Source organism: Bradyrhizobium sp. STM 3561, assembly GCF_045571455.1.
GTDB classification, from domain to species: Bacteria; Pseudomonadota; Alphaproteobacteria; order Rhizobiales; family Xanthobacteraceae; genus Bradyrhizobium; species Bradyrhizobium vignae.
The window spans coordinates 4,427,669-4,447,714 of sequence record NZ_CP120695.1 but is presented as its reverse complement, the minus strand read 5'-3'; the positions used below and the strand labels follow the sequence as shown (position 1 = coordinate 4,447,714).

The 20,046-nt window shown below is 62.4% G+C and carries 22 protein-coding genes and 3 pseudogenes; 13 read left to right on the top strand and 12 right to left on the bottom strand.

Annotated elements, in window-relative coordinates; all coding sequences use genetic code 11:
• Positions 1–10: 10 nt before the first annotated feature.
• Positions 11–985 (top strand): quinone oxidoreductase, encoded by a 975-nt coding sequence (locus P6U28_RS21190; protein WP_122402230.1) that lies wholly within the window; start codon positions 11–13, stop codon positions 983–985.
• Positions 986–1,023: 38 nt separating this feature from the next.
• Here P6U28_RS21190 and P6U28_RS21185 read toward each other — a convergent pair whose 3' ends face one another.
• Together P6U28_RS21185 and P6U28_RS21180 are read right to left on the bottom strand one after the other, a co-directional pair.
• A complete protein-coding gene (locus P6U28_RS21185) occupies positions 1,024–1,299 on the bottom strand; it encodes a hypothetical protein (RefSeq protein ID WP_407119776.1) in 276 nt (91 codons plus the stop codon).
• A gap of 112 nt (positions 1,300–1,411) precedes the next feature.
• Positions 1,412–2,020 carry a S24 family peptidase gene (locus P6U28_RS21180; RefSeq protein WP_024343287.1) on the bottom strand — a complete coding sequence of 203 codons (609 nt, stop codon included), beginning with the start codon at positions 2,018–2,020 and terminating at the stop codon, positions 1,412–1,414.
• A gap of 167 nt (positions 2,021–2,187) precedes the next feature.
• Between P6U28_RS21180 and P6U28_RS21175 the strand changes: the two genes are divergently transcribed.
• Positions 2,188–2,712: a GcrA family cell cycle regulator gene (locus P6U28_RS21175; RefSeq protein ID WP_407119775.1), complete on the top strand. Its 525-nt coding sequence runs from the start codon at positions 2,188–2,190 to the stop codon at positions 2,710–2,712.
• Between the two features lie 46 nt (positions 2,713–2,758).
• Complete coding sequence (locus P6U28_RS21170; RefSeq protein ID WP_407119774.1) at positions 2,759–3,334, top strand: hypothetical protein; 576 nt, start codon at positions 2,759–2,761, stop codon at positions 3,332–3,334.
• Positions 3,335–3,379: 45 nt separating this feature from the next.
• Here the strand turns inward: P6U28_RS21170 and P6U28_RS21165 are convergent, their stop codons facing one another.
• Positions 3,380–3,736: a hypothetical protein gene (locus P6U28_RS21165; protein ID WP_407123089.1), complete on the bottom strand. Its 357-nt coding sequence runs from the start codon at positions 3,734–3,736 to the stop codon at positions 3,380–3,382.
• A 566-nt stretch (positions 3,737–4,302) separates the two neighbouring features.
• Here P6U28_RS21165 and P6U28_RS21160 point away from each other — a divergent pair.
• Positions 4,303–4,488 (top strand): hypothetical protein, encoded by a 186-nt coding sequence (locus P6U28_RS21160; RefSeq protein WP_122402234.1) that lies wholly within the window; start codon positions 4,303–4,305, stop codon positions 4,486–4,488.
• A 141-nt stretch (positions 4,489–4,629) separates the two neighbouring features.
• Complete coding sequence (locus P6U28_RS21155; protein ID WP_122402235.1) at positions 4,630–4,974, top strand: phasin; 345 nt, start codon at positions 4,630–4,632, stop codon at positions 4,972–4,974.
• Between the two features lie 381 nt (positions 4,975–5,355).
• Here P6U28_RS21155 and P6U28_RS21150 read toward each other — a convergent pair whose 3' ends face one another.
• From P6U28_RS21150 to P6U28_RS21140, 3 genes and pseudogenes are all read right to left on the bottom strand, one after another.
• Complete coding sequence (locus P6U28_RS21150; protein WP_407119773.1) at positions 5,356–6,186, bottom strand: alpha/beta fold hydrolase; 831 nt, start codon at positions 6,184–6,186, stop codon at positions 5,356–5,358.
• A gap of 377 nt (positions 6,187–6,563) precedes the next feature.
• The gene (locus P6U28_RS21145; RefSeq protein ID WP_122400437.1) at positions 6,564–7,769 is read right to left on the bottom strand and encodes an integrase core domain-containing protein; all 1,206 of its coding nucleotides are present in this window, start codon (positions 7,767–7,769) and stop codon (positions 6,564–6,566) included.
• A 149-nt stretch (positions 7,770–7,918) separates the two neighbouring features.
• Positions 7,919–9,385, bottom strand: a pseudogene (locus tag P6U28_RS21140) (ShlB/FhaC/HecB family hemolysin secretion/activation protein); the annotation flags it as partial.
• Here P6U28_RS21140 and P6U28_RS21135 point away from each other — a divergent pair.
• Positions 9,373–10,748: pseudogene (locus P6U28_RS21135) on the top strand (putative bifunctional diguanylate cyclase/phosphodiesterase); the annotation flags it as partial. The pseudogenes P6U28_RS21140 and P6U28_RS21135 sit on opposite strands and share 13 nt — an antisense overlap.
• Positions 10,749–10,764: 16 nt before the next feature.
• Here the strand turns inward: P6U28_RS21135 and P6U28_RS21130 are convergent.
• Complete coding sequence (locus tag P6U28_RS21130; protein ID WP_174221567.1) at positions 10,765–11,025, bottom strand: hypothetical protein; 261 nt, start codon at positions 11,023–11,025, stop codon at positions 10,765–10,767.
• Positions 11,026–11,282: 257 nt separating this feature from the next.
• On the opposite strand from P6U28_RS21130, the gene rocF reads away from it, so the two are divergent.
• The gene (rocF, locus tag P6U28_RS21125) at positions 11,283–12,260 is read left to right on the top strand and encodes an arginase (RefSeq protein ID WP_209295663.1); all 978 of its coding nucleotides are present in this window, start codon (positions 11,283–11,285) and stop codon (positions 12,258–12,260) included.
• Between the two features lie 180 nt (positions 12,261–12,440).
• Positions 12,441–12,725, top strand: coding sequence for a hypothetical protein (locus P6U28_RS21120; RefSeq protein ID WP_122402239.1), 285 nt, complete (start codon positions 12,441–12,443; stop codon positions 12,723–12,725).
• A gap of 63 nt (positions 12,726–12,788) precedes the next feature.
• Here the strand turns inward: P6U28_RS21120 and P6U28_RS21115 are convergent, their stop codons facing one another.
• Together P6U28_RS21115 and P6U28_RS21110 are read right to left on the bottom strand one after the other, a co-directional pair.
• Positions 12,789–14,075: an NRAMP family divalent metal transporter gene (locus P6U28_RS21115; RefSeq protein ID WP_407119772.1), complete on the bottom strand. Its 1,287-nt coding sequence runs from the start codon at positions 14,073–14,075 to the stop codon at positions 12,789–12,791.
• A gap of 233 nt (positions 14,076–14,308) precedes the next feature.
• Complete coding sequence (locus P6U28_RS21110) at positions 14,309–14,494, bottom strand: hypothetical protein (protein WP_122406545.1); 186 nt, start codon at positions 14,492–14,494, stop codon at positions 14,309–14,311.
• A 454-nt stretch (positions 14,495–14,948) separates the two neighbouring features.
• Here P6U28_RS21110 and P6U28_RS21105 point away from each other — a divergent pair, with 454 nt between their 5' ends.
• Positions 14,949–15,188, top strand: a complete 240-nt coding sequence (locus P6U28_RS21105; RefSeq protein WP_209295662.1) for a hypothetical protein — start codon at positions 14,949–14,951, stop codon at positions 15,186–15,188.
• A gap of 27 nt (positions 15,189–15,215) precedes the next feature.
• Here the strand turns inward: P6U28_RS21105 and P6U28_RS21100 are convergent, their stop codons facing one another.
• Entirely contained in the window at positions 15,216–15,437 is a 222-nt protein-coding gene (locus tag P6U28_RS21100) for a hypothetical protein (protein ID WP_122402241.1), read from the bottom strand.
• The gene (locus P6U28_RS21095) at positions 15,434–15,634 is read right to left on the bottom strand and encodes a hypothetical protein (protein WP_122402242.1); all 201 of its coding nucleotides are present in this window, start codon (positions 15,632–15,634) and stop codon (positions 15,434–15,436) included. Before P6U28_RS21095 ends, P6U28_RS21100 begins: the two co-directional genes overlap by 4 nt.
• 324 nt (positions 15,635–15,958) lie before the next feature.
• Here P6U28_RS21095 and P6U28_RS21090 point away from each other — a divergent pair, with 324 nt between their 5' ends.
• From P6U28_RS21090 to P6U28_RS21075, 4 genes are all read left to right on the top strand, one after another.
• Positions 15,959–16,126: a hypothetical protein gene (locus tag P6U28_RS21090; protein ID WP_160118810.1), complete on the top strand. Its 168-nt coding sequence runs from the start codon at positions 15,959–15,961 to the stop codon at positions 16,124–16,126.
• Positions 16,127–16,467: 341 nt separating this feature from the next.
• Entirely contained in the window at positions 16,468–16,758 is a 291-nt protein-coding gene (locus tag P6U28_RS21085) for a hypothetical protein (protein ID WP_245163027.1), read from the top strand.
• Positions 16,759–16,996: 238 nt separating this feature from the next.
• Positions 16,997–17,236: a DUF4261 domain-containing protein gene (locus P6U28_RS21080; protein WP_245163025.1), complete on the top strand. Its 240-nt coding sequence runs from the start codon at positions 16,997–16,999 to the stop codon at positions 17,234–17,236.
• Positions 17,237–17,623: 387 nt separating this feature from the next.
• Positions 17,624–18,076 carry an imm11 family protein gene (locus P6U28_RS21075; RefSeq protein ID WP_407119771.1) on the top strand — a complete coding sequence of 151 codons (453 nt, stop codon included), beginning with the start codon at positions 17,624–17,626 and terminating at the stop codon, positions 18,074–18,076.
• Between the two features lie 369 nt (positions 18,077–18,445).
• Here the strand turns inward: P6U28_RS21075 and P6U28_RS21070 are convergent.
• A pseudogene (locus P6U28_RS21070) lies at positions 18,446–19,962 on the bottom strand (FAD-dependent monooxygenase).
• Positions 19,963–20,046 lie beyond the last annotated feature (84 nt).

Below are 20,046 nucleotides of genomic sequence, written 5' to 3'. Positions count from 1 at the left end.
GAGCACGCCCATGACGCATGCCATTCGCTTTCACAAAACCGGCGGTCCGGAAGTCCTGGTCTGGGAGGAGGTCAGCGTCGGCAAGCCTGGACCCGGCGAAGCGCGCATCCGCCACACCGCTGTCGGCCTCAATTTCGTCGACATCTATAACCGTTCCGGCCTTTATCCGGCGCAACTGCCGAGCGGGCTCGGCAGCGAGGCGGCCGGCGTCGTCGAGGAGGTCGGGCCCGGCGTCACTGATCTGAAGCCGGGCGATCGCGTCGCTTATGGCGCCTCGCCGCTCGGGGCCTATTCGGAGGCCCGGCTGATTCCCGCCGATCGTCTGCTGAAGCTGCCCGACGGCGTCGATGACAAGACCGCGGCGGCGATGATGCTCAAGGGGCTCACCACGCAATATCTGATCCGACAGACTTATCGGGTGAAGGCGGGCGATACCATCCTGCTTCATGCCGCGGCTGGCGGTGTAGGCCTGATCTTGAGCCAGTGGGCCAAGCATCTCGGCGCGACCGTGATCGGCACGGTCAGCAACGACGAGAAGGCGAAGCTCGCCAAGGCGCATGGCTGCGACCATGTGATCATCTATACCCGGGAAGATTTCGTGAAGCGGGTCGACGAGATCACCGGTGGCAAGAAAGTGCCGGTGGTTTACGACTCCGTCGGCAAGGACACGTTCCTGAAGTCGCTGGACTGCCTCGCCCCGCTCGGTGTCGCCGCACTGTTCGGCCAGTCCTCCGGCGCGGTGGAGCCGCTCAATCTCGGCCTGCTCGCCCAGAAGGGCTCGCTCTATGTTACGCGTCCGACGTTGTTCACCTACGCCGCCAAGCGCGAAAATCTGGTTGCGATGGCGAACGAACTGTTCGACGTCGTCAAGTCCGGCGCGGTCAAGATCGAGGTGCACCAGACCTATCCGCTGAAGGAGGCCGCCAAGGCCCATGCCGATCTTGCGGCGCGCAAGACCACGGGATCGACCGTTCTCCTGGTCTGATGCTCGGTCGGGCCGTGACGCGAGCTGCCCAGCTTGCGTCACGTCCGATCGTGCTTGTGCAGATCGCGGGTGTGATCAAGGCGGATTGCCTGGAGGTCGACGTCTTCGGGCGGTATTTGGGGCAAGGCAGCCTCAGTCAGGATGGCCTCGGTCACATCCTCGACCGCATTCTCGACGATTTCGTGGATGAACGAGATGTTCTGGTATTCGCCCGAGGCGATCCGGGAGACGACCTCGCGCCTTGTGATTTCGGGATCGACCACCGCCTCGCGGCCCCGCCGCCCATAATCGATCATCACGACGAAATATTGCATGAAAACGATCCTGCCGCGCCCCGTGGTCGGGAACGCGGCAAGTATTTCTGAAAATCGGAATGTTGTCAACCGCGGATTTCGGTATTAAAGAAATCGCAGGCCGTGCGCTCCCTTACTTGCCCTTCTTGCGGGGGCGCGCCGATTTCGCGCGCAGCCGCTCAAGCTGCCCCTTGGGCATGGACAGGCAGATCTCCCCGACCCAGTCGAGCTTGACGCCGACGATCGGCTTGGCGTTGAAGCTCGTGAGATTGACGACAGAGGGTGATTTTCCCCGCTCGATGGTCTTCAGATAGCGCTCGCCGGTCTTGAGCCGGACCACCGCCTCTTCGCCGTAGAAGCTCGACAGCGGATGGCGCTGGTCCTTGTAGACCACGATCACGTCGCCGCTTTCGTACTTGGGCAGCATCGAATCGCCCACGATCTCGAATGCGATCGTCTCTTCCATGATGGGGAAGGGCAGCGTGACGTCGCCGAGACCTTCCGGCGGAACCTGTTCATAGTCCGGCTCGATCACCGCGCCGGCTCCGACGCGGCCCATGATCGGCGCGAGATTGAGCTCGAGATATTCCATGATCGGAATGATCTCCGAGGCCTTCACCAGGCGCTCGCCGCCGAGGATCTCCGATACCGCGCCGGGGCGCACGCCCATAGCCGCCGCGAGGCCGCCCTTGCTCTTGCCCGTCTTCTCCAGGCCCCGCTCGATCATTGCTACGTCCAACATGGTGATTCCCTCGATTGCGCACCGTCTCGCCTCTTATAATCCGAAATTCGGAATTGATGCAATTATGAATATCAGAATTAATTGCTTGACACCATATTCGGAATAACGGAATGTGTGCTTCGCCTCCCCGTCGTTCGTTGGTGGGAGGCGCATCACAGGACAGCAGCATGGAACCGGGCCATTGGCCGTCGGAGCACTCCGACGCGCTTCGCGACTATTTTCTCAAAGGCATGTCTTATGCAGAGATCGGAAGACAGATTAACGCAAGGTTTGGAACGGCTTACACGCGCAGCGCGGTGGTCGGCCGCGCCAAGCGGCTCGGGCTCGTCGTGCCGCAATGGATGACGAGCCCGTCGATCGTGCCGGATGAACCCAGCTTGCTTTCGCCGCGTCGGGCGGCGTTGCCGAACCTGAATCTGCCGCCGAAGTCGGCGATGACGCCTGCGGCGCGGGTCAAGTTGCGTTGCGTCGGCGTCCAGCCGCGCCTGATCCAACTGGTCGAGCTCGAGCCGACCGACTGCCGCTATCCCTATGGCGGCGACAAGGACGGAGAGGAAATCACCTTCTGCGGCCACCCCCGCCAGCCGAGCTCCAGCTATTGCACGCCGCATGCCCGCCTGACCCGCCGTTCCGAGGCTGGGTCTGCCCGTGTTGCAGGCCCCGTCGTGCTGAAGTTGGTTTCGGCCGCCTGAAGGTGCAGCCGTCCGTTCAATCGTCAGACTTGCAAGGAGAATCCGAGTGGCTCGTGCCCGACGCAACAAATCTTACAAACTGGCGCAGATCTACGACCGGCGGTCGCGGGAGGTGCCGTTCAACGCCGAGGTGGCGGAGGTCGAGGTGGACAATCCGCTCGCGCTCGATTCAGGTGAGAAGATCCTGGCCATCCGCTCGATCCGTAGCGATCCGCTCGGCCGGCTGCACGCGCACCACCAGATCGACGAGGCGCAATACCGCGGCGGCCGCGCCTTCCAGAACGATTGGGAGCGGGCGGAGCGCGGCCCCCAAGCGGTCGATACGACGCGCGAATATATCGATGGTGCCGGCACGCGCGAGCCGGTCACCGACAGCCAGCGACAGGCGGTGCTGCGGCTGAACCGGGTCGAGCGCGAGCTCGGCACCGATGGCGCCGCGCTGGTGCACGACGTGCTGGTGCTTGGTCTGACCATGGATCAGATCGGGCAACGTCGCGCCGTCCGCACGCAGCGCTGGAACGATTATTTTGCGCGGCGTTTTCGCGAATGCCTGGATCGGCTGGCGTTGGTCTACGGCTTCGCGACGGAGACGGGAACGCCGCGAGCGGACCGGCGTAGATGATTGCGCGACGCCGGCAGCCTTGGCCGCCGGCGTCGCAGCCCGTTGCTAGGGATGAGGGACAATCTGGTAGGGTGTGGTGTAAGGCTCGACGCGGAGCGAGGCGTTGGCCAGAAGCGCGATCTTTGCAGTCGGCGCTTGCTGTAATTCGCCGTTCGGCCCACGATGCACGTTGTATTGCCAGACGGTGAGATCGCCCTTCTGTGCCAGCGCGTGTGCAACGGCGCTCGCATCATTGCCGCCGAGCGCCTGAAGCTCCTCCGCTGACAATCCGACGACGATTTCGTCCTTGATGGTGACGATCTTGAACAGGTTCATCTTGGTCTCCTGGGCCCATGCGCCCTGTATCGAAAGGGTGAGAAGCGCGACAGCGGCGCCCTTGATGAGATCGCAGCGAGAAAGCATGCCGTCGTCCTCTTGGTGCTGACGCGCGCCCAAATCAAAGAGTCTTCAGCCATGGCGCCCTTATCTGCGTGGCCGTGCCGCAACGGCTTGGTCGCTCGCTCGCGGACAACGGTTCACGGCGGAATCCAGACGGATGGATCCTGCCGCGAGCAGCAGCGCCAGGACCGAGACCGGAGACCGGCTGCAAAATCGACTTTCATGCTGGCGATGCAACCGCGGCGATTGGACTCAACGATAACGGGTATGCGCCGGATTGCCGGCGATCAGGGGTTGTGTGCGTGATTGTTGCCACTTCTTGACGCAGGTGGGTGACGGCGGTCGGTATTCCTGATATCCGGAATCACCGTGGCGTGATGCAGACCAAGCATCGCAATACCCACGATTGAGCTTGCCGGATAGGTTGTTGCTTGGCATAGTTACAACCAAATGGTTGGGGCCGCCGTTTGAATGTCGTTCAGCGTGCCAATCCGGCGGGCGTCCCGGCCGAGAGTTCGTCGGGATAGGTTCTGTTGCGGCGTTCGGTTCTCGAGTGGATCACGAAGGCCGATGCTTGTCATAGGTGCGAGATGAAAAACCTCGATTTCGCGGCTGAGCTGCATCTCAAGCTCGGTGTGCCTACAAGCAGCACTGTCGAAAGTCTGCGTCTGCTCCGCGCATTCCTGAAGCTCGCGCCTCGGCAGCGTTTCGAAGTGATCAAGCTGGTCGAAGATCTCGCCACCGAAGAAGCTCTTCCCGAGCACCCCTTGTGCTGAATCCGGCCGCGTGCCGGGTCCATTCGTCTCCCCTCTTTTCTTGCCAGAACCTGGCTCGCCGGCGTCGTTCCCCCGAGGCTGGCCGCTGGAAGGCGGTCCGGCAAGTGTGGTATTCAGTTGGGAAAAGGGAGGAGTGCGACCATGATTGAACCAAAGCTCGAGGTTCCGGCCGAACTGCGCGATTTGGCCGAAAAGACGATCGACCAGGCGGAAAAGGCATTCGGCATGTTTTTTGAAGCCGCCACCAAATCGATGTCGACCGTTCCCGGCGCGGGGACTGAGGTGTCGAAGCAGGCGCTGGCTTTCACAGAGCAGAACATGAAGTCGGCCTTCGAGCATGCCCGCAAGCTGGTGCATGCCACCGATCTCCAGGAAGCGATGCAAATCCAGTCCGATTTCCTGCGCAGTCAGTTCACCAGCGCCGGAGATCACATGCGCCAGATGACCGGCAGTCTCATGCAATCAGGCAAGGGCAAGTCGTCCTGATTCTCGGCGTGTGTACAATGTGCCCGCAAATTGATCTTGTGTGGCATGGAGATCCGCGCTTCGATACTTGCGCAGGTCCATGACGGGCCACCGGATGATTTCATTCGCCGTCCGTCATCCTTTCTGCTGATCCCTGCCGGTCCTCCGGCAGGGATTTGCATTGGTGGCAGGTCGTGATCGTTCGGGATGAATCGTCAGGCTATTGTTTGAGCATGATTTTTCGCAAAACCGCTGCACCCGCGGGCCGGCCGAGACATTTCGTATCAAGGCTTTTCGCATCGAGACTTTCGGTATAGTGCGACACGTGTGTCTCCGACGCTGCACCGCACTTCTACCTTGCCGGCTCGCTAGCCGCCTTGATCTGCCGCAAAGCGCTCCCGGCTAATAGTCGCCCGGATTCATGATCATCGGGCTTCCCGTATCGGCGGGGGCCAGCGCGCTGCTGGCACTGTCGCGCAGGAAATGGTCGAGCGTCGCCTGAATCTTCTCCTTGACCGCATCAGGACCGCGGTCGCTCATCTCGGTATGTTGTGCGCCGGTGTGGACGATGTCGATGCCGCCCGCCTTGGCCTGTTCCGGCGTCGGCAGGACGCCGGGGTCGGTCAAGAAATGAGGATCCTTCGAGCGGAACGAGAGAATCTTCAGATGATCGCTGAGCACGAAAGGCACCCGCAGATTGTCGAGCGTGATCACCTTCGACACCAACTCGGGGTGCTGATGGGCGACATACATGGAGACATCGCCGCCGTTGGAATGGCCGACCAGCGTGATGTGCTCGTATTCGACGTTCTCCTGCCGTCTCTTCAGTTCGCCCAGCACGAAGAGGATGTTTGCTTCGCAACGGATGTAGACTTCGCGCCGGCCGACATAGGGCTGACCGACATGGGTCATCAATGGCGGATCGCTCGGCAAGTCCTGCTGGATGCTGGCAACCAGATAGCCTCGCGCGGCGAGCACGTTGGCAAGGAAGGAATATTCGGTAGCCTTGACAGTGTTCCCGTTGCTGATGATGGCGAGCGGGAGCTTCCAGAGGCCCAGATTGGCCTTGGTCTCGTAGTCGCGCCGCACGGCGATCTCGACCGCGATCGGACGCTGGCGCGAGACGTCGAACAGGGTCAAGGTCTCGTGGCGGATCGCGAACCGGCTCACGACAAGATATTCCCCGACGCCGAGGACGCAGAGAAACGCCAGGATCGCAAACACCCTCTTCATGGCTTCGTTCTCAATCAATTTTGACTGAACGTGGTCATTGGGAACTCCCGGATCGACGATCGTGAGCGGGTTACGGGATTGTCCGGCCCGGAGACATGGGTAACGAAACGTACCTAAGAGATGGGTGACAACCTCGTGCCGATCGGGTTGTCGCGGGGTTTCAAAGTCATCTGCTCCAAGTTCGCTTCAAATTGAGATGGCCTGCAATCTGCTGCATTTCAGCGTGACGCATTCATGGCACGGCTATTTTTGCTCGGCTCGCGCTATCGCCGTCAACCCCGCGCGTGCCGCGCCCCTTCGGGCTTCGGGGGTTGACCGCGACAGCGGAGCCAAGCAAGTGGCCTTCCATGCCAAGAATGCACAAGAGCGCGTCTCCGTCAGGGCGCCGTGGTCGTGGCGGGGACATCGGTGATGGGCCTCGGACCGAACGGGTTGTCGAGAGGTTGCAAGGTCTTCTGTTCGAGATCGAAATAGCCGAGATCGTAATGCATGAAGCTGACGAGCCAGATGCCCTCGTCGACCTCCTTGATGCCGAGCTTCTGGCCAGCCAGGACGGTTGAGATGTTGATCCTCTTGCGATGCAGGCAGAGGCGGCCGCAGGCAGTGACGACGACGTCGCGGTCGTGGAAGGGATAGCTCAACTCCGGCAGGCCGGCATAGGCCCGCGCTGAGGCCGTGTAGACCTCGGCAGGGCACTTCATGCCGAGCGCCTCGTGGGGGCGCTCGGTATTGAACTCGTGCACGAAGGCATCGAAGCGCTCCTGCTGTTGCAGGCTGTTGAAGCCAGGCGGCCTGGTGGCCTCCTTCTTGAGGGTGAGGTGCATGCGCTCGTGCCGGCCATTTTGTTGCGGATGACCTGGCTTGATGCGCTCGATGGCGATACCGAGGCGGAGCCACCATACCGAGAGCTTGGAAAGATTGAACAAGGCATTGGGACTGGCAAACGGCACGCCATTGTCGGACCGAATGGCAAGCGGCAGGCCGCGCTCGCGGAACAGGCGCTCGAAGGCGGTCATGGCAGGCTCCTCGCGCGTGGAGTCGAGCGCCTCGCACAGCAGCAGGAAGCGCGCGGCATGATCGCTGACGGTCAGCGGGAAGCAGTAATGGCTGTTGCCAAGCTTGAACTCGCCTTTGAAGTCGGCGCACCAGACATCGTTCGGGGCAGTCCCTTGCGATAGCGACGTGCCGCGCGCGCGATGGCGCGGCCCGCCGCCCCGCCTGACCAGGCCGTGGCGATCGAGCACCGCATGAATGGTGCTTTTGGCCGGCACCCGGACATCGCCGTCGAGCCGTCGCACCAGGAGTTCGCGGATCTTGCGGGCCCCCCAATGCGGCTTCTCGGCCTTGAGCTGGACAATCAGCGTCTCGATCTGGGCCGGCAGTTGATTGGCGTAGCGAACCGGCCGCCTGGAGCGGTCGCTCAGCGCCTCCAGGCCATGTTCCTTGTAGCGATCGAAAATCTTGTAGCCGGTCTTACGGGAGATGCCGAACTCCCGGCAGACATCCGTCATGGCTTCCCCGTCCAACAGGCGGGCGACAAAGCGAAGGCGCTCCTCCATTACCGAACTCGCTTTCCACGGCATCCACACCTCCCGCAGAACAAAAGCGGAAAGTGTAACCCATGTGCCCGGTACGTTCTGTCACCTATGTCTCGGGCCGCTCAGATTAAATTTAGGCAAGTCTGTGAGCGGCGCCCCGAAAGCCGCCCGGGTGCCATCGCACCAGACAACAGTTAAAGGCAGCCGGCCTTGCTGCGATCGGGGCAGAGCCGGAACGCGCTCGAGAGCGTGAAAAGGAAGCGCGGGCTACGGCGCTCGTTGTCCGGCGCCCGGTAGCTCAAGGGGACCGCCACGCCGAGATCGGCCTGGAGATCGTATGGCAGGAAGAACCGCACGCCGGCTCCGGCCGATGTCAGCGACAGCCCATCGCTCAGGCGATAACCGTCATTCCAGACTGCGCCTGCGTCGCCGAAGACGTAGAGCTGATAGCCCGCCCAATAGCGGAAATTGAGCTTCTGATCGAAGCGCAGTTCGGCCGAGCCGGCAAGGCCGTTGTCACCGCTGATCTCGGCTGCGCCATAGCCTCGGCCGAAGGCCGCGCCGCCAAGATAAAATTGCTGCGAGGTGAACAATGGCCGTGATGCCGTCTGGCTCGCAGCCGAGAGCTTGAGCGACCAGGCGTCGTTGAGCGTCTGGTAGCGCGTGAACCAGAAGTTCAGCACCGAGAAGTTCGACGAGGCGCCGTCGCGCGATAACAGATCATCGTCGAAATGCGATGCGCCAAAGATGTCGAGGCCCTGGCGGTAGGTCAGCGTCGCGAGATTGGTGCCGCCGAAGCGATCCTGGAGCCGGTAGTCGGCGGTCAGGCCGACGGTCCTGATGTGGTCGTTGTACCAGGGGCCGTAGATGTCATGCTCGGACACGTTGCTGAAGGTCCCGGCGACGGTAAGCGTCAGCCCGGAGGATTGCGACATGAAGGGCACGGCGCTTGCTCGCACCTCGAAAGCTTCGGTGGTGGTGATGTCGCTGTCGAGGCGGCGTGAGTCACCCGGCCGGACCGCGCTGTACAGGACGGAAGCACCGAGGCGGACACCGTCGACGCCGACGAGCGCGTCATAGGACAGGCGTACGAAGCCGAGCTCGCGGGGATCGTTGGCAATGGTCGACAGGTTGACCGCCAGCGCGTCGCCGGGCGCGAGATAGGAGTTGAACGCGCCGGTGGCGTAGGTTTGCCAGGGACCGACCGGCGACGATCCGAGATTGTCCAGGCCGAACGAGGAGAAGACGTGCCAGGTCTTCAGATAGACGGTCAGGCGGAAGCGGCCGGTCGTACCGCCGATCTCTTCCAGCGCGGTGTCGGTGATCCGGACGCCCGGCTTGCCGCTGATCAGGAAGAGCTGGCGTTCGAGTGTTGCCAGCCGCGACGGTTGTTCGGCCAGAACCGGGCCGAGCATCGGCCTTACGCCGAACTGCTCGGCGCCGTCGCCTTTCAGCTCGGCCTGCACGATTGCGCCTTCGATGACCTGGAGGCGGACGTGGCCGTCGGCAATGTCCTGCGGCGGCACGATGGCCCGGCTCAAGTGGAATCCGGCTTCGCGGTAGAGGTCGCTGATCGTGCCGGCGATCGCGGCGAGGTCCGCCTGCGAAACCTTCTTGGCGAGATAAGGCTGATAGACCGCTGCGATGCGATCGGGGGAGATACGGAGCGATCCTGCGCGATATTTCGGTCCGCAAACGTGAAGTTGAGCGTATTCGATACTTGGCCGAACACGACGCGCTGACCGGGCTTGCCAACCGGAGCATGCTGCAAGCTGGCCTCACCGATCTGATCCGTGCGGCAGAGCGGCGGTCTTCCGGCATCGCCCTGCTCGTGCTCGGGCTCGACGGCTTCCAAGAGATCAACAACATGCTCGGACACTCGGCCGGCGACCTCGTGCTGCGCGCGGTTGCCGAGCGTCTCCAGAGCGAAGTCCATGGTAAGGCGATCGTGGCCCGGCTCGGCGGGGAAGAATTTGCCATCGCGATCGATTGCGCGAAAGTCGGCGAGCCGATCGCAGCGTTTGCCGAGCGGATCGCGCACGCGTTTGAAGCGCCACTCGCAACGGGCGCGCGACAGCACCGCGTCAGGATCAGCGTTGGCGTTGCCGTCTATCCGGAAGGTGGGCAAAAGGCCGATGATCTCCTGAGCAATGGCCATCTGGCGCTGAGCCGCGCGAAGAGGACCCGGCGCGGCAGCCATGTGATCTTCGAAAGCGTGATCAGGCAGGAGCTCGAAAACCGGCTGACGCTGGAACGGGAGCTGGCACTTGCCGCCGACCGCGGCGAGTTCGAACTATTCTACCAGCCGCAGGTTCGTCTGATCGACGGCAGTCTGGTCGGAGCCGAAGCGCTCATTCGCTGGCGACATCCGGTGCGCGGCTACGTCTCGCCCGGAGAGTTCATGCCGGTGGTCAACACGTCGGCCCTGTCGGAGCGGATCGCGAACTGGGTGATGGAAACCGCCTGCCGCCAGCGCGAGCCTGGGAATTGTCCGGCAACAACGTGCGCGTCGCGCTCGACCTCGCGCCCTCGCAGCTTCAATCCGGCGATCTCGCGCATTCGGTCGCGGCCCTGCTCGACGCGACGGGGCTGACGCCATCGCTTCTCGAAATCGAAGTCACCGAAAACATCCTGCTCCATGACGAACGCCGTGTGCTCGCCATGTTCAAGCGGATTCAGGAGCTCGGCGTCCGAATCCTGTTCGATGATTTCGGTACCGGTTATGCGAGCCTGAGTTATCTCAAGAAGTTTCCGCTCGACGGGCTCAAGATCGACCGATCGTTCGTATTTGGGCTTCTCGCGAATTCCGACGATGCTGCCATCGTCAGCTCGACGATCGGCCTCAGCAAGCAGCACGGTCTGACGGTCGTGGCTGAAGGCATCGAGAACAAAGCAACTGCCGACCTCCTGGTCAGCATGGGATGCGGGGAAGGGCAGGGATATTTCTTTGGCCGTCCGATGCCTGCCGCGGCATTCGAAAAGCAGTTCCTGGCCGCGGAGCCCGAGGCTGTCAGCGCGGCCTGAGCAGGGTGGTTTGCTGCTACCGCCGGCGCGCTATTGCGACGCCAAAGAGGAATGCGACGAACAGGCTGGTCAGCGGTGCTTCGCGCGTGATCGCCGCGACTGTCGCGAGAGTTCCGCCAGGCTTTCGCGCTTCCTCGATCGTAGAGGTCAGGCGGTCGACAGCTGCGCGCAGGCCTCCCGCGACCTCGCCGATCGTGCGGGAGACGTCCGTCGCTGCATCGATGGCACGCTCGGCCACACCGGGTTGGGAAGTGGGTTGCGGTATCTCCGTGCTCACGGGCGCGACCTCCAGGCCTGACATGCGGGCCGACACCTTTGGCTATCCGCGCGAGCGCTCGTTTTGAACAGCGGGTCTGATGACCTTTGGCTATCCGCGACAGGCGCCGTGATTGACGGCGGGTGCCGGCCTTGGATGGGCAATTCAGCGCGCGGGATTTTGTTCCGGATGATTTGTTCGGGCGGACCTTCCCCGGGAAACGACGGGTGCGAATCTCTGTTAGGCTAGGTCAACCTTGCTGATGTCAGGAGACAGCCGTGACCGATCGAACCATGGCGGATCGAGCCCGGCGCATCGCCTTGCTCGGCGCTCCCATCGACATGGGGGCCTCGCAGCGCGGCACCTTGATGGGTCCTGCCGCACTGCGCACCGCCGGCCTTGCGACACTGCTAGAAAGCCTGGATTTCGAGGTCCTCGATCATGGTGATCTTTCCGTCGCCGGAGTCCCGGACCTCACCGACAGCCCGCCCGAAAAAGCCAATCACTACCGCGAGATCCAGCGCTGGACGCGCGTGCTGAGCCGCAAAGGTTATGAGATCGCGACAACCGGCGCGCTGCCGATCTTCCTCGGCGGCGATCACACGCTGTCGATGGGATCGGTCAATGCGATGGCGCGTCATTGGCAGGAACGTGGACGCGAGCTCTTCGTGCTCTGGCTCGATGCCCACGCCGATTACAACACGCCGGAGACGACGATCACGGCAAACATGCACGGCATGTCAGCCGCGTTCTTGTGTGGCGAGCCCGGCCTCGACGGCCTGCTGGGTGACGATCCGCGCGCTTCGATCAATCCGGACAAGCTGGACCTGTTCGGAGCCCGTTCGATCGACAAGCTCGAGAAGGAGTTGATGCGCTCGCGCCGGATCAGGATCGTCGACATGCGCCAGATCGACGAATTCGGCGTCGCCGTCCTGATCCGCCGCGTCATCGAGCGGGTCAAGGCGGGCAATGGCGTGCTGCATGTCAGCTTCGACGTTGATTTCCTCGACCCTTGCGTGGCGCCGGGCGTCGGCACCACAGTGCCGGGTGGGGCCACCTATCGCGAGGCGCACCTGATCATGGAGCTGTTGCACGATTCCGGCGTCGTAGGATCGGTCGACATCGTCGAGCTAAATCCCTTCCTGGACGAACGTGGTCGGACCGCGCGTACTGCAGTTGAGCTGATCGGCAGCCTATTCGGTCAGCAGATCACCGACCGGCCGACACCCAGCAACGCAATCGCGCCGGGCGAGTAAAGCGGCGGACGGTCGTGTGTGCTGAAAGCGCAGCAGTCGGAAACGTGTTCACGGCGCGGAATTTGGTTTCGGCAAAGCAATAGGAAAGGCGCTGTTGGCTCGGAACTTGCTTGATGGAAACGGGAACCTGATGGGGCGCTATCGCATTAACCTGCGATAGAGAAGATAGCGGATCCTTCGATGACAATTGCCCGTTTCGCAAGCTCCATCTCCGCCGCCCTCCGCCATCCCGGCGTGATCGCGCTGATCGTCGCGGGTGTGACGATTGCTGCAATGCTGATCGTCGACCACGGACCCTGGAGCCGCGCCAAGACGCAGCCGGCCCATGTTGCAATGTATGCGACCACGGGAGACGCGGCACGGGCCGCTGGCGCCACGGTGCTACCGACCAAACCGAAGTCGCCGATCGAGCCAGTGCGGCCGGGACCCAAGACGTCCCCCACCGTCAATCCCGTGACGCCGTAGCGCTCTCGGCTGCTGCGACCGCTCGTCTTCGGCGAATGCGCGCGGCAATCGTGCGCAGTCGCGTCATCCAGTCAACGACGAACCCAGCAAAGCGAGGACGGCCAGCGCCATCAGCGCGGTGGCGAGCCAGCCCAGCGCGATCAGCCATGAGGGGGCCCTGAAGCGGCCCATGATCGCGCGGCTGGAGACGATCAGCATCATCATCGCCATGATGGGGACGGCGACAATGCCGTTGAGCACCGCGCTCCACACCAGCATATGGATCGAGTCGATCCCGGTGAAGCCGAGGCCGAAGCCGATGAGGGTTGCCGCGGCGATGATGGTGTAGAAGCCGGCCGCTTCGTCCGGCTTCGCCTCCAGCGTGGCACGCCAGCCGAAGATCTCTGCGACGCCGTAAGCGGCCGAGCCCGCCAGGATGGGGATGGCGAGCAAGCCGGTGCCGATGATGCCGGTCGCAAACAGGGCAAAGGTGAAATCCCCGGCGAGCGGCCGCAACGCTTCAGCCGCTTCCGTGGCCGAACTGATGTTGGTGACACCGTTGGCGTGCAGGACCGACGCCGTGGTGAGAATGATGAAGAAGGCGATGCTGTTGGAGAGCAGCATGCCGGAGATGGTGTCGGCCCTGATGCGCGCGAGCTCCGGGCGGCCGCCGTGCTTGAGTTGGCGAAGCGGCTTGTCACGCCTGCCCTGGTTCATCTCCTCGACCTCCTGCGAGGCCTGCCAGAAAAACAGATAGGGGCTGATGGTGGTGCCGAGCACGGCGACCACCATCAGAAAATAATCGCCGCTGACATTGGCCTTCGGCCACACCGCGGCGAGCAGCGCCGTGCTCCAGGGAATCCTGACGGTGAAGGCGGTCGCGACATAGGCGAACAGCGCCAAGGTGAGGAATTTCAATACGGGCGAATAGCGTCGGTACGGCAGGAACACCTGGAGCAGGGTCGAGCCGGCCGCGAAGATCAGCGCGTGCTCGTGGTTCAGGCCGCCGATGACGAGTGAGAGGGCCTCGGCCATCGCGGCGATGTCGGCGGCGATGTTGAACGTGTTCGCGGCAACGAGCATGGCGACCAGCGCCAGAACCGCCCAGCGCGGTGCGACCTTCACGACGTTGGCGGCCAGCCCCTTGCCGGTGACGCGTCCGATCTGCGCGCTGACGAGCTGGATCGCGATCATGAATGGCGTGGTCAGAAATACGGTCCACAGCAGACCGTAGCCGAATTGCGCGCCGGCCTGCGAATAGGTGGCGATGCCCGACGGATCGTCGTCGGCAGCTCCGGTGACGAGGCCGGGCCCCAATCGTTGCAGCAGCGTCGGCGCGGATTTTGTGGGGGCCGCGTCGCTGTCGCTCATGGAAGGGGGCCTCAGTCAGGGTTGTATCTTCATAGCAAATGCCGACGAGGGAATGAAAGTTCCCGGCCACGCGAGCCGCGCATTTCTGATAATGCTAAGTCTGCTTGCTCCGTCGGGCAAAACAGGGGTAGATTGCCATCATCGAGCAATTCAGGACGTCACGCCCGTTCGCCAGGCTTCGCGCCCGGTGGCGGTGGCGGATGCCGCATGGAAGTGGTGCTGCGCCCAGCGTCCTACTTGACGCTGACGAGCATGCCCCAGGCGGCGGCCAGCGCCGCGCCGGTGAAAAGGACCACCGGATTGTCGCAGAAGGTGCCGCCATAACTGCACGCGTCTGCTCCGAATTGGCCGAGCTCATGATGGCTCGCGGAATAGAATAGTCCCGACAGCACCAGCAATGCAGCAGCGACGTAGTACATTGAAGATCTCTCCGGCTTGCCGCCGTTCCAGACGACATGTCCCAGCATGACGCGGAGAGATTTCGTTTCGCCGAATCCGCTTTGCTGCATTTGAGATAAAGTTTGCCCCGTGGGACAAACACTGGCAAAATGAGACCATAGGCGAGCGCCGGCGTCGCGACGATGGCTGGCGTTCGGGATGAAAGAAGGCCCCGCATCGCGGGGCTTTTGTCGTGTGGCTTTGTGAGGCCTGTCGCCGCAGATCGCCCCGACGAAACACGCCTGAAACATTGCTGAAACCGGATCGTCCTGAACTCCGCCGGGCCAAGCCCCGACCAACGGAGCGAACAGGAGAGACAATCATGATCCAGATCGGTTCGAAGGAAGAAGTCGCGCTGTTGCTGGCGCTGTTCGGTATCCATACCCAGCCGGTCAAGCGGCCGAAGCCGAGATCGCAGCAAAGGTGAGAGAGGCCATGCCCGGTTTGGCCGAATGTCAGAGCCTGTTGCGGCTCCTGATCGCCAGGGGCGATCCCAAGGCCATCCCGCTCCGCCAAGGGCGTCATCGACCAGTTTTTGAACACGGCACGGCGCCGGCCAGCGCCCGTGGGCACGGCCTGCGCGTGCTCCAGCGCGACGCACTCGACCAGCACGATGTCGCAGTCGGCGTGCAGCGCTCGTTCGCCGAGATCGAGCGCAAGCTTGCGGAGGAGTGAGGGGGTGTTGCGATCGCACGCACGCGATCATTGACGCGTCAGTGTCGGGCGGGTTGGCTCGAGTAGCCGAGACTGCTCGGACTCCAGCACGGCGATCTTCCGGCCGAGTTGCCAGACCTCGACCTTGCCCAGCCGCGTGAACTGCTTCGCAAAGGCCAAGGCAGAGGAATCGGACGAGGCTTCAAAGGCTTCGGCGGAGCGGAAGACGCCGTTCTCGCCGACGAGATAAGCGCGATATTGCTGCGTCATGTCGGCGCCCTCAGGCCGGGCGAGCGGAGCCAGGCCTCGATCTGCATGGCCGTCTCGTCCTGCCGCGCCTGACGCAGCAGCATCTCACGGCGGCGGCCCGGTGCCAGTGTGCGCGCTTCCTCGCGGCAGCGAGCGGCCTCGTCCGCGAGTCTTTCGTTCAGTGTCGTGGTCTGTTTGAAACGACGCCGCTTCAGCATGGCGCGGCTCCTCGTTGGAGTAGGGCGGGAGCGCAACTGGCGTTCTCATCGCCGATCGATGCCTCAAGCCTTGATGGCTTAACCTTATGCTCCTGGCAAAGCGGAGTCACATCATTTGATATGTTGCGCGTATTAAATTTTCAGGTGCAAGTTCAGTCGTTTGCGTCACTTACTCATCTTGCGCGCGTGACACCAAAGTTCATTTTTGAACCGAAGCGACTCCAGCTAGTTTGTAGGACATCACCGGCCAAGGCTTTCGTCCGTGGGCGTCGGTGGCTGAGAGACCGAGCGCGCTCCCGCCTGCAAAAGCGAAGGGAGCACCAGATGCGGGTCTATCGGCCATTGCCTGTCGAACATGAGCAGGCCGAATACATGCGGCAGATCGTGCGCGAATGCCGCGAGTTGTTGAAGCAACCGCCACCCGATACGTTTCTTGGACGCAAGACGCAGGACGCGCCTTCGAAGCAAGAAGCGGACGACGACTTCGCGTGACAGGATGCGGTGCAGATTTCTTGCATTGGGGCGGATTGAAGCACAACGTCCAGCAAACTGTTTGAAGGCGCTCGGCCCATCGGCGAACGCCTCGCTATTGCTGAAGCCGCGCTCGCGATACGGCGACAGTGCCGGCTCGATCGCCGGGGCGCCTCCGGTGGCGAGGCTCAGCCCGCGCGTCTTCGCCTCGACAGCGGCATTGGCATGAGTCCAGAGCCATCTTGCGCCCGCTCGACGAGAGGGGAACGTTTGTTGACAATGTTCCTACTCAACACCTCATTTCAACCTTTAGGCGAAGAGCCGAAGTATCGGCTCGTTCTCGAATTCTTGCGGGATAGTCGATGAGTAGCTCGCTTCTGGCTTTGGTCCTATTGAACAAGCCGGTGACGCCGGACATGTCAGCAGTCGCCAAGGCCCTTCGCGCCCGACATCCGGAGTTGGCAACGGAGACGGCGGACAATGAAGAGGCGCAACCGGTTCAAGCGAATTCGCCGCTCATTCGGTGCGGCGACCAGCTTGTTGCGGTCATGTCGATGCCGGCACCCATTCCGCAGGATCGGGGCTGTGGGAACGCGCTGCGCGAACCTGGCCGGAAGGAAAGGCTGTGGCGACGAGGCATCGAGGTCACATGATCGTCTCGCTGCTCGGAAAAAGTGAGCGGCCGTTGATCGCCGCCCGCCTGACGACGGCGCGTTGATTGCGGCGGTGCCGGAATCTTGTGGCGTGGTGTGGGCGGGCCGGGTGGCACGGCCAGCCGATGTATGGCTCGAGGAGTCTCGCTGGTCGTTCGCACCGTATCCAGACTACCCCTTCAGACTATGGGTCGACATTCTTCCGTTCCGGTCAGGTGCGAAGATCGGAGCGATCACGATGGGATTGTCCGCCTTTGTCGGCCGTGAGATCGAATTTGTGACCGGCAAGCTCGCTCTTCCGGCGTTGTTCGACAAGGTGGCGGGACTTTCCGTGTATCTGATCGAACATGGAAACGTGGTGAAGGACGGCGATACGATCGGAGCGAGTGCGAGTGAGCGGATTGCGGTTCGGTACAAGAGCTCTGATGTTTTTGGAGGGCTGCCGGTGTTTTGTTGTGCTGATGAATTCAAACACTGATGTCGACGAGTGACTTTCCGGCCGATACGTGCCGACAGGTTCCTTGCTCGAGATCGATCGTTTGACCCGGCGGGCAAAACACTGGCAGAATAGCATTATCGAAAAGAGTCCGAACAAGGCTCGCGGGGACGCCGCGGGCTTTATTGTTGGGTGGTTCATCGTGGTCTTTGCGGTGTGTCGCTGCAGGCACGATACTCAACGAAGCTCAATCATGAGTGACGAGAAAGCAATTTCTGTTGCGAAGCGACCCGGAGCACGAAAGCGCCGCTTCTACAGAATAGGTCCCGATTTTAGTAGAGGCAGGCCGGGCTTTTGGCTTGAGGACGAGAGCATCCTCCTCCTTACCGAGTACATCGTCTGCCCGCTTCTATACCGCATGCGCCTTATGTGTTTGACAAAAAGGTCGGCAGTCTGCCGTACGACCTCGAGCTCTGTTATCACTGGTGGCTCATTTCGGACCGGACCAAGGCAGTGTTCGAGGGGCTTGATTCCGAGGCCTTTGTATTTGTGCCGTGCAGTGTGCGAATGCCGCACGGTATCTATGATGAACCCAAATATTGGCTCTGCGATGTTGTCCGCGTTCTAGACGCGCTGGACGAATCGCAATCGCGCTTGCGCATCGGAATCCGAAACGATGTGCGCTATATCGACCACGGCCAGAAATATTACGATCTCTCCCTCGGTGACAAACTGGTCTTCAGAGAGGAGGCTATCGGCAACGCTCATATTTTCCGCATGGCATACCACGATCCGGGTATCATATGCGATCAGGACCTCAAGGACGCCTGCAAGTCCGCGGGTCTCAAGAGAATCAATTTTCGAGATGTCCTAAAACTCTGAGCCTTTGTCGACCCCTTCGCGAGAATGAGAGGGCGCGCGCACACGGCTCTGCATCCCAAGCGCCGCCGGAGATGTCACGGCCTCTTCGCTTCAGCAATAATAAGTTGTGGCGGAGGAATTTCTGTTCACCATCACTGGCGGGAACGCAGGCAGAGTGGACGGCCTCGGCAATTCGCACAATGACGGTGAGGAGTGGTTCTCTCGCTGGATACGGCCTCGGCTGGAATGAAATTATGTGGCGGAGCGAGAACAGGCATTTGACACGTCGGGGCAAAACACTTGCAGAATGGCATCATCGAAAGAGTTCGGAACAAGCCCGCGGGTATGCCGCGGGCTTGTTTGTTTGACGCCGCATGAGGCGTTCGTACTTTACGCGCCACCCGGTCCGAACCATTTCGTCAGCGCCTCCGCGAGCCCGCGGCGGCTCTGGTCTCCGACCCAGGCCACGTGCCCGTCGGGCCGGACCAGCACGGCCTTGGGCGCGACGACCTGTCCGATGGCCGGAAGCTGCCACGCGCCGTAGTAATCGGCATCGACCATCTCTATGCGATCCGCCCAGGGCGTGACGTCGATGCCGCCTGCTTGCCAAAATCGAGCAGCACGCCGCGCGCGCTGTGCAGAAGCGTGAACAGCCTCAGCTTCTGTCCGTCGAGCATCAAATCGAGATCGGGCATGCGCCGTCCGAGCAGCGCGTGGCCTTCGGCGAGATCGTAGCGGATATCGAGCCCACTCATCATCGCGCCAAAACGCTTGCGCGGCTCGTCCATGACGAGCAGCTCGGAGACGATTTCGCGCGCGGCGATGAGGCCGTCGTCGGCACGGCGGAGCAGGGCGATCTGCGCCCTGGTGTTGCGCAGCACGCGCGCGGCGACGGCATGGCGTTCGGAATGGTAGGTGTCGAGCAGGCTGTCGGGCGAGATGCCCTTGACCACCTGCGCCAGCTTCCAGCCGAGATTGACTGCGTCCTGCAGGCCGGTATTGAGACCTTGTCCGCCCACGGAGTGATGGATGTGTGCGGCATCGCCGGCGAGCAGCACGCGCCCTTTGCGATAGGATGCGGCCTGTCGCGCCGCATCGGTGAAGCGGGAGATCCAGGCGGGACTGTGCACCCCGAAATCGGTGCCGTACACGGCGGCGAGAGCTTCGCTAAGATCGCGCAGGGTAGGCTCGCCGCTGCGCTCGAGCATCGCTTCCGTCACGACGACCAGCACGCGCCCGCTCTCGGTCTTGCTGAGGCCATGGAAGCCGAGCGCATCGTGACGCAGGCCGAATTCCGGTTCCTCGCGCATCTCGACTTCGGCCATGAGGTTGCTCAGCGTCGGATCGGAGCCGGCGAAGTCGATGCCGGCCGTCTTGCGCACCACGCTGCGGCCGCCGTCGCAGCCGACCAGATAATTTGCGCGCAACGTGTCGCCGCCGGCTAGCGTGACGTCGACGCCGGTCTCGTCATGCGCGAAGCCCGTCACTGCACAGCTGCGATAGATCGGGACCGCGAGCTCCGCGACCCACTCGGCCATAAGACGCTCGATCTGGCTCTGTCGCAGCGCGAGCCCGTAACCATGGCGTGTCGGGAGATCGCTGATGTCGAGCCTGGTCCAGGCGAAGCCGGCGAGCTGGGCGATCCGTCCTTCGCGCAGGAAGCAATCCGCAACGCCGCGCTGATCGAGGATCTCGATGCTGCGCGCGTGCAGTCCGCCGGCGCGCGTGCCTGACAGCTCCTGGTTCGCACGCCGCTCGACGATTGCGACGTCGATATGTGCCAGCGCGAGCTCCGCGGCCAGCATCAGTCCGGTCGGGCCGCCGCCCGCGATGACGACCGCATGGCCGCTGGCTGACGCGCGGCTTGCGCTCGTCCGTGAACGGGATGTCCGAAGCAGTACCGGCAATGTCGTTGACCCTCGACTCGTGGTTGGGTCGAGGCTTCTACGCGATCATCGGGGGCTTGAAGCAAGTCCCTTGCGCACCACATA